Below are 13,970 nucleotides of genomic sequence, written 5' to 3'. Positions count from 1 at the left end.
ATTATGTTCTCTCCGTTTTGCTTAGCCACATCTTATCCATACCCTCACCTTTTATCTGCATTGGGTATACGTGTTCTGTCTCGTCCACATTGATATCAACAAATACCAAGCGATCTTTCATATCAAGTGCTTTTTTCAGACCAGCTTCCAGCTCATCTGGCGACTCGATACGAATACCCACGTGACCATAGGCTTCTGCAATGGCGGCAAAATCAGGTACAGAACTCATGTAAGAGTTAGAGTGGCGGCCTTGGTAAATGATGTCTTGCCATTGTTTTACCATACCAAGGAAACGGTTGTTCAAGTTGATGATTTTAACAGGAATATCGTATTGCATTGCTGTAGACAGTTCCTGAATATTCATCTGAATACTGCCATCGCCAGTCACCACGACGACCTCTTCGTCTGGTTTAGCGAATTTCACGCCCATACCTGCCGGAAGACCAAAGCCCATAGTGCCTAGGCCACCAGAGTTGATCCAACGACGAGGTTTATTGAATGGGTAATAAAGCGCAGCAAACATCTGGTGCTGACCTACATCCGATGCAACGTAAGCATCACCATTGGTTAGTTTGTGGAGCGTTTCAATCACTTGTTGCGGCTTAATGCGCTCTGGAGAGGTTTCGTAAGCTAAGCTCTTACGATCGCGCCATACTTGAATTTCATCCCACCAGCGATTGACTGCTTCAGCATCATTGACTGCGCCCTGTTCTTCTAAAAGTTTAAGCATGCTCGCTAATACTTTTTCTGCAGAGCCCACAATCGGTAGATCCGCTTTAACGTTTTTAGAAATCGAAGAAGGATCGATGTCAATGTGCATCACTTTAGCGTTAGGACAGTATTTTTCTAGGTTGTTGGTGGTACGATCGTCGAAACGTACACCGACACCAAAAATAAGATCAGCGTTATGCATCGCCATGTTGGCTTCGTATGAGCCGTGCATGCCAAGCATACCTAAAGAGTTATTGTGCGTCCCAGGGAATGCACCTAGACCCATCAAGGTGCTGACTACTGGAAGGTTTAATGCTTCTGCTAGCTTCAATAAATGCTCGTCAGCTTCAGAGATAACGGCACCGCCCCCCACATAAAGAACTGGCTTTTTGGCTTCAAGTAGCGCTTTTAAACCTTTCTTAATTTGGCCTTTGTGGCCTGTTGTGGTTGGCTTATAAGAACGCATAGAGATGCTTTCTGGGTATTGGTAGTCAAATTTGATCTGCGGGTTCATCACATCTTTTGGCAGATCGATCACAACCGGACCAGGACGACCTGTGGTTGCGATATAGAATGCTTTTTTAACGGTTTCAGGGATGTCTTCTGCTTTCTTCACTAAAAAGCTGTGTTTTACTACAGGACGAGAAACACCAACAATGTCGCATTCTTGAAATGCGTCATTGCCGATCATGTTATTCGGTACGTTACCAGAAATCACGATCATAGGAATTGAGTCCATGTACGCTGTCGCAATACCTGTGATGGTATTGGTCGCACCAGGACCTGAACATACAAGAACAACGCCTGGATTACCGGTTGCTCGCGCATAACCATCCGCCATGTGGGTTGCGGCTTGCTCATGACGAACCAGTACGTGTTTAATCTGATCATCTTTTGCGTGAAGCGCATCGTAGATATCAAGAACGGAACCACCAGGGTATCCAAAAATTTGTTCTACGCCTTCTTCGATCAGAGATTGCACAACCATCTCTGCACCGGACAACATTGCTGTCATATTTTTCTCCTTACCAGTGATTCAATTTGTAAGGTCAACGAATTGATCTGGTTTTACATAGTCTAGGTCTTATTCGTAGCCTAATTCGAAATACTTCCACTTTTTCGGCTATGTCCCGCCCTCAGTAACAAAGAGCAAGGTAACGCAACAAATGTAACGTTTTATTATCAATGGGTCTAATGCGATTTTGCTCTCAATTTAAACAAGATACTAATTATTAGAGTTATCAAAGGAAACAAAACCAAACAAACCGAATAAGGCAGAACTTTAGTTATGCAATCAATAAAAATAAAGGACAAAATATCAACAAAGCTCTCATTAATTCCAATTCTGTTACTCTCCACTAAGAACTTGGGACATAAAAAAATCCCCCGAAAGCATTAGGATTACCTTCGGGGGATTTTTAATCAATTGAAAAATTAACTTTACGAAATCTACTTTTTATCCGATTTATCGGTGTACATTTCTTCGATTTCGTCCTGATATTTATCGTTAATCACTTTACGACGCAATTTCTGTGTTGGCGTCAACTCACCTTCATCCATAGAAAAAGCTTTAGGCAGCAGTTTGAATTTTTTCACTTGCTCAAACTTTGCCAACTCTTTTTGTAAATCGTTAACACGTTGCTCTAGCATTTCAACGATCTGGTGGTGCTTAATCAACTCAACACGATCGTGGTATTTGATGTTCAACTCTTTCGCGTACTCTTCTAGTGAGTCATAGCAAGGAACAATCAATGCAGATACAAATTTTCGTGTATCTGCGATAACCGCAATCTGTTCAATGAAGTGATCTTTACCAATCGTACCTTCCACCATTTGTGGCGCAATGTACTTACCATTTGAGGTTTTCATCAACTCTTTGATGCGATCAGTAATAAATAAGTTACCGTTCTCATCTATATGCCCGGCATCACCTGTCTTAAGGAAGCCATGCTCATCAAACGTTTTTGCCGTCTCTTCTGGCATTTTGTAGTAGCCGCGCATTACCATAGGGCCGCGAACCAGAATCTCGTTGTTCTCGCCAATCTTCACTTGAGCTCCAGGCATTGCCATACCAATAGAGTCAGGGTTGAAACATTTATCATCCCAGCAAGAAATCGTCGCCGTTGTTTCTGTCATGCCGTAGCCCAACTTGACGTTGATCCCAATCGCATGGAAGAAGCGGCCAATGGTTTCATCAAGCTTTGCGCCACCACATGGCATAAAGTTGATACGACCACCAAGCAGTGCTCTTAGTTTTGACAACACCAATTTATCGGCAAGTGCATAAGCCTTTTTCAAAGCAATTGAAGGTTTACGTCCTTCTTGATGACACACTGCCATCTTCGCGCCCATATTCACCGCCCAAGTGAACATCACTTTGCGAATGAAAGGTGCCTTAGCCACTTTTTCATGAATGGCTGAGAAGATCTTCTCGTAGAAACGTGGTACCGCACTCATCACCGTTGGACGAACTTCACTCAAGGCATCACGTACTTGCATTGTATCTTGCAGGTAGCAGTTTGTTGCACCTTTATAAAGTACGTAAAACGTCCAAGCTCTTTCAAACACGTGTGAGAGTGGTAAGAAACAGAGAGAAACATCCTCTTCAGTCAGGCTTAGGCGTTGGTCATGGCCTTCAAGCTGAGCTGCAATGTTAGCGTAATCAAGCATCACGCCTTTAGGTTGGCCTGTGGTACCCGATGTATAGATAAGAGTTAGTAGGTCATCAAAATTAGCTTGCTCAATACGCTCTTCTAGCTCCGCTTGTTTCTCAACAGAACCCTGAGCAATGAATTGATTCCAGCTCATTGCAAAAGCATGTTCGCCGAGTTCAATATCATCAGACATCGCGACAATGAGCTCTAATTGTTCACACTCTTCAAAGATAGTGACCGCAGCATCAAACTGAGCCTGCTCACCAACAAACAGTACTCTCACATCCGCGTTTTGTAGAATGTAAGAAGATTGAGCAGGTGTGCTAGTTGGGTAGATTGGCACTGTCACCGCGCGCAGTTGTAGCGCAGCAAAATCAGCAACAGTCCACTGAGGCATGTTGTTGGAAAAGATCCCTATCTTATCTTGGACTCTTAATCCTTGAGCCAGCAAAGCAAGTGACAAAGCGTCGACTTGCTGACCAAACTGCTTCCAGCTGATGCCGTTCCACATATCGCTCACTTTGTGTTTTAGAGCAATACGATCACCGCCTTTAGCAATCTGTTCACGAATTCGTTTTACGATATGAAAATCTAAGTTGGCCATCTTCTTTACCTTTAGCTTACACCTGTAAGCTTTTTGAGCGCACAAGTGTACATTTCGGCGAATAAAAGGCAACTGACGCGTATCAAAGTTATCAATTAAATAGTAAAAAACCTTGAATGACATACGGCCACCCAAGGTTTTCCTTACAGATTTAAGGAGCTCAGTTACGCTAACGCAACCACTTCTCCACAAATCATCATTAGTTGATCACGTAACCAGATGTGACCTTTATCTTTTTCGCTTGATTCATGCCAGCTCAAGTAGCCACTGATTTTCGCATTCTCAAATGGGAAATCTAGAATCTGTAGTTGCTCTTTATTAGCGGCATTTTCTACCATCCAACGCGGTGCAATCGTCACAAGCTCAGATTGGCCAACGACGTACAACACGTTGCTAAGGCTCGTACCTTCGTAATAAGCTGGTACGTCCATTTCACGGTACGCTTGCTCAGAGAAACTGCGCTGACCATGTACACGCGATAGCTTAGCATGACGCTCTGAACGCAAGAGCTCAGGGTTCATGTTGCCTTGAATACGTGGGTGAGATTTCGACGCGACAACCACCAACTCATCTTGGAAGATCTCTGTGCTAGAGAAGCCTTGGTCATCAAAACGAGCGTAATCAATCACAAAATCGATTTCTTGGTAACGCATACGTTCAGCTAACTGACGATCAAATTCAGCATCTAAGTGAAGTTGAACACTTGGCGCCTGCTCATGGATTGTTGACATGATTTTCGGTGCGAAACGCATATCGCACGGACTGCAAATAGCCAATTTAAACAAACGAGTTGAACTCTCTGGTGAAAAGATAGAGCTAGGTAGTTCATTGCGAATTAACTGTAGAGCTTGACGAACTGGGCCAAACAATTGACGAGCACGTTGCGTTGGTTGAATACCACGACCTTGGCGCATAAATAGTTCGTCATTAAACATCACTTTTAAACGTGCAACGGCATTACTTACTGCCGGTTGAGACATGCCCAAATTGTGAGCAGCACGAGTAATATTTTGTTCCTGCATTACAGCATCAAAAACGGTGAGAAGGTTTAAATCTACTCCACGTAGAGTGCTTTCCATACGGTAGCTAGCAATGGCACTCATAGACTCTTTCTTATCAATCATGGGTCAAGCCTCTTAAATAATCGTCAGTGTAAATGGTTCTGAAAGTTAGTAGCGGTTAGGAATAGATAACCTGCGTTTGTTATATTTATTTGTTAGATAGGTTCTAACGAATCACTACTATCAACGAATCAATTCAAGAGTGACAACAAGATTGACAATTAATCAGTATTTTTTACTTACCCCTATATTTTCATCTTATTAATCAAATAGATGATTCGTTTATAAAAAAACATCAAATTCCGATTGGGATATTTTTAGCAATTAAAAATAACTTTTGACACTATGTTAAAGCCGAGTAGCATCTCATAGACCAAACAAATAGATCGCACAGCCAACCCAAAAACTGTATCAATATGTAAATGCTATTCAATTCAAACTAACGACACGTTTAAACATGAATTGAACAATGTTTCATTTCCCTCCTACTAGATGTTAGTGACATAGCTAGGAAAATCGACTTTATCCCATAGGCCCGTAGTTAACTCCGCTTGATTTTCCCAATCACCTTTTAGTACCCAATCAACTATCGCTTCTGCGACATCTGGGTAACTCACACACTCTGCTTGTTCTTCATCTAGCCACTCTCTTACAACTGACGCTTCAAGCCCTTCCATACACGTCGCCATACCAAGATCTTCTAATGTAGCGACATTACTGAGTTGTTCAAACTGCCCTGCTAGTGGCTTGAGCAACAGTTTTTTCCCTAAAGTCAGTGCTTCTGATGGTAGCTCGAAGCCCCCATTAGCGATCACTCCAGCACAGCGATGTAGATGACACTGGAAACCTTCAAAGCTAAGTGGTTGTAGCTGAATGTTTTCGATCGTCTGCTGTTCAATAATGTCCGGGTGATAGCAAACGAAATGCTGACTGGAAAAGCGCAATAACAAGTCTGAGATATCATCTAGCGCTTCAAAAGGTAAATAAACGAGAACGAAATCATGCTCCTCTGCAAAATGCCGTGGAGTATGGACAATAGGCGGAAGTATCGGCTGCCCAAAATGGTACCAATGCAAACCGATATGATGCTGAGCTGGAGCAAAGTGACGCACAATTTGTTTATCCATCCAACTTGCACCTTTTAAAGGAACCGAATAACGAAAGGCATTTTGGTGACTGATGCTAATTGAGGTTTTGCCCTGTCTTTTCGCCGCCCAAGCCGATACGGGTTCAAAATCATTCAATACGAGATCATAACCAGAAAGATCGAGTTCTATGACTTCTTTCATAAATGAGAGAAGATTGTTTTTTAAGCCTGTTCTTAGGTAGCTGACCTCACCATTGTGAGTCACGAAGGTTAACCCTCTACGTGTTTGATAATGACCAAAATCTTCCATTGAAAAGTACTTGTTCTGCTCTCGACCAGAAAACAAGAAATCGACTTCCACGCCGCGCTTTTTTAACGTATGACTCATCGCTCTCGCACGAGCGATATGACCATTACCCGTGCCCTGCACGCCATATAAGATTTTCATATTACACCTACAGAACCAAAGTTAATGCTAGCTGAGCGCAGCCAAGTCCGAGTAAAGCCCCTAAGGCAACATCGGTAAGAAAATGAACACCAAGCATAATTCGAGAAGCACCAATCAAACTCGCCCAAGTAAACGCAAAAGTCCCGAGTTCTGGATAGAAGTAACTCAGCAGCGTCGCCATGACAAAAGCCGCAGTCGTATGACCTGAAGGCAAACTGTAGCGGTCAGAGGGAGTAATATAAGAAACAACCAACTCCGAAAACTCTTCAGGCCTGCGACGTTTAAACAGATTCTTAGCAAGCCAGTAGATCGGCAGTTCAACAATAAATGCCAGCAGCCCTGCGACGAAAAATAAACGGCCTAGATCCCCACCTTGCCACCAGGCCAATAAGCCGATTGCAGCATAAAGGTGGCCATCACCAGTATGTGAAATAGCTTTACTTATACGTGAGAGCGGATTGCTAAATCGATGTTGAAGACAAAGTAGTGAAAACGCCAAATCGAGTTTGGCAATGGAGTCTATTGAACGCATGACCTGATTCCTTTTCATTTGTCGTACGACTTCAAACTAAAAGAGAACAGTGACAAATCAGTGAACGTTTCTGGGCGATATCATGACAATCGCAATAGGCAATTTTTACTTAAATCCTCCAAGCAAATCTCCCACTGACCCGATGAGTGGAAATAATTTAACCATTTTTCAGTTTAACGGTTGACGTCGAACCTTGAGTGCGGTACTAATTTATTAACTTAAATATGTGGATTATTTAACGCCCGTTTAAAGGAACCGTTAACAATGATGAACCGTTTTTCTATCCTGCTGAGCCTCCTCCTTATCGTGACTTAATCGCGCGGGTTGGCTGTGGAAGAAAAATAACCACACAGAATAACAAGAAGCCCGCACTCAGATGCGGGTTTTTTTATACCTAGCTTTTGTGGCTAAGTAATGGAAGTAAACGATTAACAGGTGCAATAAGCATCGAATCACTAAGGAAGCAAACATGAACGATCAAGTCATAATCTTCGACACCACGCTACGTGATGGCGAACAAGCGTTGTCAGCAAGCTTGACAGTTAAAGAGAAACTGCAAATTGCCTATGCGCTTGAAAGGCTGGGCGTTGATGTAATTGAAGCGGGCTTCCCGGTTTCTTCACCTGGTGATTTTGAATCTGTACAGACTATCGCTAAACACATCAAAAATAGCCGCATTTGTGGTCTTTCGCGTGCCGTTGCGAAAGACATCGATGCAGCAGCAGAAGCGCTGAAAGTTGCAGAGCAGTTCCGTATTCATACTTTCATTTCCACTTCGACCGTCCATGTACAAGATAAGCTACGCCGCAGCTACGATGACGTAGTTGAGATGGGAGTTAAAGCCGTTAAACATGCCCGTCAATACACAGATGACGTCGAGTTTTCTTGTGAAGATGCAGGCCGCACACCTATTGATAACCTATGTCGTATGGTTGAAGCGGCTATCAATGCTGGCGCAAGCACAATCAATATTCCTGATACTGTAGGCTACACCGTACCTAATGAGTTTGGTGGGATTATCCAAACGCTTTTCAACCGTGTACCAAACATCGACAAAGCGATCATCTCAGTGCACTGTCACGATGATTTAGGTATGTCTGTTGCAAACTCTATCGCTGCAGTCCAAGCGGGTGCTCGTCAAATTGAAGGAACTATTAATGGTATTGGTGAGCGTGCAGGCAACTGTTCGTTGGAAGAGATCGCCATGATCATCAAGACTCGCCAAGAGTTACTTGGTGTTCAAACAGGCTTGAAACATGATGAAATCCACCGTACCAGTAAGCTAGTTAGCCAACTTTGTAATATGCCAATTCAAGACAACAAGGCGATTGTAGGCGCTAACGCATTCAGCCACTCTTCAGGTATTCACCAAGATGGCATGCTTAAGAACAAAAATACTTATGAGATCATGACACCTGAGTCGATTGGTCTTAAGAACCAAGCGCTAAATCTAACCAGTCGCTCAGGTCGAGCTGCTGTGAAGAGCCACATGGATGCGATGGGTTATAAAGAAGAAGAGTACAACCTAAATGCATTGTATGAAGACTTCTTGAAACTAGCTGACCGTAAAGGCCAAGTTTTTGACTATGACCTAGAAGCACTTATGCACTTCTCAAACTTACGTGAAGAAGATGACTTCTACAAATTGAACTACCTAAGTGTGCAGTCTGGCAGCGTGATGGCTACGACAAGTATCAAGCTTCAATGTGGTGATGAAGAGCAATCTGAAGCAGCTGTCGGCAATGGCCCGGTTGATGCATTGTACCAGTGTATCTATCGAGTAACGGGTTATGATATTGTTCTAGATAAATTTGATTTGACCGCAAAAGGCGAAGGTGAAGATGGCTTAGGTCAAGCTGACATCATCGCCAACTACAAAGGCCGTAAATACCATGGTACTGGCGTTTCAACCGATATCGTTGAAGCCTCTGGTCAAGCGCTATTGCATGTTATTAATAGCATTCATCGCGCCGATAAGATCGCAGAGATCAAACAGAAAAAAATCGCAACAGTATAAGTATAAAAGAGACTCTAGGGACGAGAGTCGTCCCTGGAGACAAATAAAAAATTAAAGGAATAACATGACAGACAAATCTTACAAAATCGCCATTCTTCCTGGCGATGGTATTGGCCCAGAAGTAATGGCTCAAGCACACAAAGTGCTAGACGCAATTGAAAAGAAACATGGTATTGAGTTTGCTCGCGATGAGCATGATGTCGGCGGTATTGCCATCGATAACCATGGTTGCCCACTTCCAGACAGCACAGTAAAAGCATGTGAAGAGTCAGATGCGGTACTATTCGGTTCTGTGGGCGGCCCAAAATGGGAACACCTTCCACCAAATGATCAACCTGAACGTGGCGCTCTTCTGCCACTTCGTAAGCATTTCCAATTGTTCTGTAACTTACGTCCAGCACAGATCCATAAAGGGCTAGAAGGCTTCTCACCATTACGTGCTGATATCTCTGAGCGCGGCTTTGATATTGTGGTTGTTCGTGAGCTAACTGGTGGCATTTACTTTGGCCAGCCAAAAGGTCGCGAAGGTGAAGGGCCAAACGAGAAAGCTTTTGATACCGAAGTTTACCACCGCTTCGAAATCGAGCGCATCGCAAAGATTGCTTTTGAATCTGCACGTCTGCGTGATAAGAAAGTCTGCTCAATCGACAAAGCAAACGTACTACAAAGCTCCATTCTATGGCGTGAAGTGGTTGAAGAGATCGCGAAAGATTACCCAGATGTTGAGTTGTCACACATGTACATCGACAACGCGACCATGCAGCTAATCAAAGATCCTTCTCAATTTGATGTCATGCTATGTTCAAACATCTTCGGTGACATCATCTCTGACGAGTGTGCAATGATCACTGGCTCAATGGGTATGCTTCCTTCAGCATCTCTAAATGAAAGCAAGTTCGGCTTATATGAACCAGCAGGTGGCAGCGCGCCTGATATCGCAGGTAAGAACATTGCTAACCCTGTCGCGCAAATCCTATCAGCTGCACTCATGCTCCGTTACAGCCTAGGTGAAGAAGACGCCGCACAAGATATTGAAACTGCAGTATCTAAAGCATTGTCGGCTGGTGAGCTGACTGGTGATCTTTCGGGTGATAAGCCAGCACTATCGACATCAGAAATGGGCGATAACATCGCTGAATACATTCTAAATTCATAATAATTACACGGAAGTTTACGAGCATGGCAAAAACGCTTTATGAGAAGGTCTATGACGCACACGTCGCCGTAGCCGCAGAGGGTGAAAACCCTATTCTTTACATCGACCGTCACTTGGTTCACGAAGTGACTTCACCTCAGGCTTTTGATGGTCTACGTGAAAAAGGTCGTAAGGTTCGTCAAGTTAGCAAGACTTTTGCGACGATGGACCACAATGTTTCAACCCAAACCAAAGATATCAACGCCTCAGGTGAGATGGCACGTATCCAAATGGAGACGCTATCGAAAAACTGTGAAGAGTTTGGCGTTACCCTCTACGATATCAACCACAAATACCAAGGCATTGTGCATGTCATGGGCCCTGAGTTAGGCATTACCCTACCAGGCATGACAATCGTTTGTGGTGACTCACACACAGCAACGCACGGTGCATTTGGCTCGTTAGCGTTTGGTATCGGTACTTCTGAAGTTGAGCACGTACTAGCGACTCAAACGCTAAAGCAAGCGCGCGCAAAAACGATGAAGATCGAAGTGAAAGGCAAGGTAGCGCCAGGCATCACAGCTAAAGATATCGTACTAGCAATCATTGGTGAAACCACGGCAGCAGGCGGTACAGGTTATGTTGTAGAATTCTGCGGTGAAGCTATTACGGATCTTACGATGGAAGGTCGTATGACGGTATGTAACATGGCGATCGAACTAGGCGCGAAAGCAGGTCTAATCGCACCAGATGCAACCACATTCGAATACATTAAGGGCCGCAAGTTTGCACCGGTTGGTGAAGATCTAGAAGCAGCTATCGAGTACTGGTCATCACTAAAAACAGATGATGACGCTGAATTTGATGCAGTCGTGACACTAAACGCTGCTGATATTAAACCGCAAGTTACTTGGGGCACTAACCCGGGTCAAGTTATCGCTGTTGATGAAGCTATCCCTGCACCTGAAAGCTTTGCTGACCCAGTGGAAAAAGCATCGGCTGAAAAGGCGTTGGCTTACATGGGTCTAGAAGCAGGTAAAGCACTCTCTGACTACAAAGTAGATAAAGTGTTTGTGGGTTCTTGTACGAACTCTCGTATCGAAGACATGCGCGCAGCCGCTGAAGTTGCGAAAGGTCGTAAGGTAGCCGATAACGTTCAAGCGCTTATCGTACCTGGCTCTGAACAAGTGAAAGCACAGGCAGAAGCGGAAGGTTTAGACACCATATTTAAAGAGGCTGGCTTCGAATGGCGCCTACCAGGTTGTTCCATGTGTCTAGCGATGAATAACGACCGTTTAGGTCCACATGAGCGCTGCGCTTCTACCTCAAACCGTAACTTTGAGGGTCGCCAAGGCCGTGATGGTCGTACCCACTTAGTGAGCCCTGCTATGGCAGCCGCAGCAGCAATTGCTGGTCACTTTGTTGATATTCGTGAGTTGGACTAAGGAGCCACAATACTATGTCAGGTTTTAAACAACATACAGGTTTAGTCGTTCCTCTAGATGCAGCGAACGTAGATACTGATGCCATTATCCCTAAGCAGTTCCTGCAGAAGGTTTCTCGATTAGGTTTTGGTAAGCACCTTTTCCATGATTGGCGCTTCTTAGATGACGCGGGTGAACAACCAAACCCAGAATTCATTATGAACGCTGCTCGCTACCAAGGCGCTTCGATTCTTCTCGCTCGTGAAAACTTTGGCTGCGGTTCTTCTCGAGAGCACGCACCATGGGCACTTGCTGACTACGGTATTAAAGCGATGATTGCACCGAGCTTTGCTGATATCTTCTACGGTAACTCCATCAACAACCAGATGGTTCCAGTTCGTCTTACTGAACAAGAAGTGGATGAGATTTTCCAATTCGTTGAAGCAAACGAAGGGGCAGAGGTTGAAGTCGATTTAGAAGCCAATGTCGTTCGCGCTAATGGCAAAGAATATTCATTTGAAATTGATGAGTTTCGTCGCCACTGCTTACTAAATGGTTTGGATAATATCGGCTTAACACTGCAACACGAAGATAAAATCTCCGCTTACGAAGATAAGATTCCCGCATTCTTAAAGTAAGAAACCGAATAGACAAAGGTTGGCAATTGCCAACCTTTTTTATTGAAAGTTAATCCTCGCAAATACGGTCTACCCTCATATTGCCTTTCGAATTGAGACCATTATGAAGACACTTTTTACCCTATTACTTACGCTTATTTCATTTAGCGCATTTTCGGCTCCTAAATCAGAGCTTTGGCCTTACTGGAATAGCAGCAATGAAGCTAATACGGTAGCTATATCCCATCAGACTTGGCAAGATTTGCTCGATAATTATCTAGTCACTGATGGTGAGTACACCCTATTCAAATACGGCTTGGTTAGCTCACAAGATAAAGCTAACCTGAAAGAGTATATAGATAGACTCAGCCAGCAAGACCCTCGTCAGTTAACCAAAGCACAGCAATACGCGTATTGGGTTAACCTCTACAACGCTGTCACCGTTGACCTAATCGTTGACGCTTACCCAATTAAATCAATAACTAAGTTAGGTGGGTTATTTAGCTTTGGTCCTTGGGGTGATGATGTTGTAACTATTAACGGCAAAGCACTCACATTGAACGACATAGAGCATCGTATCTTACGACCTATTTGGAATGATCCTCGTACCCACTACGCAGTGAACTGTGCGAGCTTAGGTTGTCCAAATTTACAGAGCCAAGCATATACTGCTGATAATACGGAGCAGCTTTTAGAAAAAGCAGCCAAAGAGTTTATTAATAGCGATAAAGGTGTTCTTCAACTAAAAGGTAAGGCTCAGCTATCTTCTATCTATGAGTGGTTTGCAGATGACTTTGGTAACAAGCAACAGCTTATTGAGCACTTATCTAAATATCGACCTGAGTTAGCAAAGCTAAACGGTAAGATTAGTTATGAGTACAATTGGGATTTAAATGATAAGAAGTAACAAGATACGAGTGAGTCGAATAGTAAATGGGAACCCCGACTCACCTTCATCACTCTATCGATTGGGTTGCGGGCAACAGGAGCTCATTCCCTGAAAGGGAAGATTGCCTCGCTCTAAAACGACGAAAGCCTAGTCGTAAGACTAGGCTTTCTAAATAAGTGGCGGAGCGGACGGGACTCGAACCCGCGACCCCCGGCGTGACAGGCCGGTATTCTAACCAACTGAACTACCGCTCCGCACTGGTTAGACCTTAAGTCTAAATGAGAACCTGGCGATGTCCTACTCTCACATGGGGAAACCCCACACTACCATCGGCGCTAATTCGTTTCACTTCTGAGTTCGGCATGGAAATCAGGTGGGTCCAAATCGCTATGGTCGCCAAGTAAAATTCTTTACGTTTTGATTTAAGCTTTAAACAAAAGCATAAAACAAACAATAAATGGTGCTGATACCCAGAATCGAACTGGGGACCTCATCCTTACCAAGGATGCGCTCTACCGACTGAGCCATATCAGCATTTTTATCGCGTCCTAGAGGACTAAAAAAGCCCGTTCTTTCAAACGGGCTCTTTCTTACCTTTTTGTCTTCACTTTTAAAAAGTGAAAATAAATTGGAAGCCTGGCGATGTCCTACTCTCACATGGGGAAACCCCACACTACCATCGGCGCTAATTCGTTTCACTTCTGAGTTCGGCATGGAAATCAGGTGGGTCCAAATCGCTATGGTCGCCAAGCAAATTCTTTAATTCGGAAAGCTGTTTGCGTTCTCTAAAA

10 protein-coding genes, 2 tRNA genes and 2 rRNA genes are annotated in these 13,970 nt (G+C 43.9%); 5 read left to right on the top strand and 9 right to left on the bottom strand.

The annotated features are described in order from the left end of the window. Position 1: 1 nt before the first annotated feature. From GVO60_RS13430 to GVO60_RS13410, 5 genes are all read right to left on the bottom strand, one after another. On the bottom strand, positions 2 to 1,726 hold the full coding sequence (locus GVO60_RS13430; protein WP_159654866.1) for an acetolactate synthase 3 large subunit: 1,725 nt from the start codon (positions 1,724 to 1,726) through the stop codon (positions 2 to 4). A gap of 434 nt (positions 1,727 to 2,160) precedes the next feature. Then, positions 2,161 to 3,969, bottom strand: coding sequence for an AMP-dependent synthetase/ligase (locus GVO60_RS13425; RefSeq protein ID WP_159654864.1), 1,809 nt, complete (start codon positions 3,967 to 3,969; stop codon positions 2,161 to 2,163). Positions 3,970 to 4,133: 164 nt separating this feature from the next. Further along, positions 4,134 to 5,093 carry a transcriptional regulator LeuO gene (leuO, locus tag GVO60_RS13420; protein WP_159654862.1) on the bottom strand — a complete coding sequence of 320 codons (960 nt, stop codon included), beginning with the start codon at positions 5,091 to 5,093 and terminating at the stop codon, positions 4,134 to 4,136. A gap of 425 nt (positions 5,094 to 5,518) precedes the next feature. Next, the gene (locus tag GVO60_RS13415) at positions 5,519 to 6,565 is read right to left on the bottom strand and encodes an MJ1255/VC2487 family glycosyltransferase (protein ID WP_159654860.1); all 1,047 of its coding nucleotides are present in this window, start codon (positions 6,563 to 6,565) and stop codon (positions 5,519 to 5,521) included. A 7-nt stretch (positions 6,566 to 6,572) separates the two neighbouring features. Next, positions 6,573 to 7,097 carry a phosphatase PAP2 family protein gene (locus tag GVO60_RS13410; protein WP_159654858.1) on the bottom strand — a complete coding sequence of 175 codons (525 nt, stop codon included), beginning with the start codon at positions 7,095 to 7,097 and terminating at the stop codon, positions 6,573 to 6,575. A 469-nt stretch (positions 7,098 to 7,566) separates the two neighbouring features. Here GVO60_RS13410 and leuA point away from each other — a divergent pair, with 469 nt between their 5' ends. From leuA to GVO60_RS13385, 5 genes are all read left to right on the top strand, one after another. Next, positions 7,567 to 9,114, top strand: a complete 1,548-nt coding sequence (gene leuA / locus GVO60_RS13405) for a 2-isopropylmalate synthase (protein WP_159654856.1) — start codon at positions 7,567 to 7,569, stop codon at positions 9,112 to 9,114. Between the two features lie 64 nt (positions 9,115 to 9,178). Then, positions 9,179 to 10,270: a 3-isopropylmalate dehydrogenase gene (gene leuB, locus GVO60_RS13400; RefSeq protein ID WP_159654854.1), complete on the top strand. Its 1,092-nt coding sequence runs from the start codon at positions 9,179 to 9,181 to the stop codon at positions 10,268 to 10,270. Positions 10,271 to 10,293: 23 nt separating this feature from the next. Further along, complete coding sequence (gene leuC / locus GVO60_RS13395; RefSeq protein WP_159654852.1) at positions 10,294 to 11,694, top strand: 3-isopropylmalate dehydratase large subunit; 1,401 nt, start codon at positions 10,294 to 10,296, stop codon at positions 11,692 to 11,694. 14 nt (positions 11,695 to 11,708) lie between these two features. Next, positions 11,709 to 12,311, top strand: coding sequence for a 3-isopropylmalate dehydratase small subunit (gene leuD, locus GVO60_RS13390; protein WP_159654850.1), 603 nt, complete (start codon positions 11,709 to 11,711; stop codon positions 12,309 to 12,311). Positions 12,312 to 12,414: 103 nt separating this feature from the next. Further along, positions 12,415 to 13,197 carry a DUF547 domain-containing protein gene (locus GVO60_RS13385; RefSeq protein WP_159654848.1) on the top strand — a complete coding sequence of 261 codons (783 nt, stop codon included), beginning with the start codon at positions 12,415 to 12,417 and terminating at the stop codon, positions 13,195 to 13,197. Between the two features lie 159 nt (positions 13,198 to 13,356). On the opposite strand, the gene GVO60_RS13380 is transcribed toward GVO60_RS13385, so the two are convergent. The 4 genes from GVO60_RS13380 to rrf (GVO60_RS13365) form a co-directional block, all read right to left on the bottom strand. Continuing rightward, positions 13,357 to 13,433, bottom strand: a tRNA-Asp gene (locus GVO60_RS13380). 30 nt (positions 13,434 to 13,463) lie between these two features. Continuing rightward, positions 13,464 to 13,580 (bottom strand): 5S ribosomal RNA (gene rrf / locus GVO60_RS13375). Positions 13,581 to 13,637: 57 nt separating this feature from the next. Beyond that, positions 13,638 to 13,713: transfer RNA gene (locus GVO60_RS13370), tRNA-Thr, on the bottom strand. A gap of 100 nt (positions 13,714 to 13,813) precedes the next feature. Beyond that, a 5S ribosomal RNA gene (gene rrf / locus GVO60_RS13365) occupies positions 13,814 to 13,930 on the bottom strand. Positions 13,931 to 13,970 lie beyond the last annotated feature (40 nt).

The sequence above is a fragment of the Vibrio atypicus genome, from assembly GCF_009811315.1.
GTDB classification, from domain to species: domain Bacteria; phylum Pseudomonadota; class Gammaproteobacteria; order Enterobacterales; family Vibrionaceae; genus Vibrio; species Vibrio atypicus.
Note: the sequence above shows the minus strand (reverse complement) of the source record. Positions and strands in the feature narration are given on the sequence as shown.

Excerpts from the sequence above, each read along its gene's own strand:
- GVO60_RS13430 (WP_159654866.1), bottom strand. The coding sequence starts at position 1,726 with ATGACAGCAATGTTGTCCGGTGCAGAGATGGTTGTGCAATCTCTGATC.
- GVO60_RS13425 (WP_159654864.1), bottom strand. The coding sequence starts at position 3,969 with ATGGCCAACTTAGATTTTCATATCGTAAAACGAATTCGTGAACAGATT.
- leuO (WP_159654862.1), bottom strand. The coding sequence starts at position 5,093 with ATGATTGATAAGAAAGAGTCTATGAGTGCCATTGCTAGCTACCGTATG.
- GVO60_RS13415 (WP_159654860.1), bottom strand. The coding sequence starts at position 6,565 with ATGAAAATCTTATATGGCGTGCAGGGCACGGGTAATGGTCATATCGCT.
- GVO60_RS13410 (WP_159654858.1), bottom strand. The coding sequence starts at position 7,097 with ATGCGTTCAATAGACTCCATTGCCAAACTCGATTTGGCGTTTTCACTA.
- leuA (WP_159654856.1), top strand. The coding sequence starts at position 7,567 with ATGAACGATCAAGTCATAATCTTCGACACCACGCTACGTGATGGCGAA.
- leuB (WP_159654854.1), top strand. The coding sequence starts at position 9,179 with ATGACAGACAAATCTTACAAAATCGCCATTCTTCCTGGCGATGGTATT.
- leuC (WP_159654852.1), top strand. The coding sequence starts at position 10,294 with ATGGCAAAAACGCTTTATGAGAAGGTCTATGACGCACACGTCGCCGTA.
- leuD (WP_159654850.1), top strand. The coding sequence starts at position 11,709 with ATGTCAGGTTTTAAACAACATACAGGTTTAGTCGTTCCTCTAGATGCA.
- GVO60_RS13385 (WP_159654848.1), top strand. The coding sequence starts at position 12,415 with ATGAAGACACTTTTTACCCTATTACTTACGCTTATTTCATTTAGCGCA.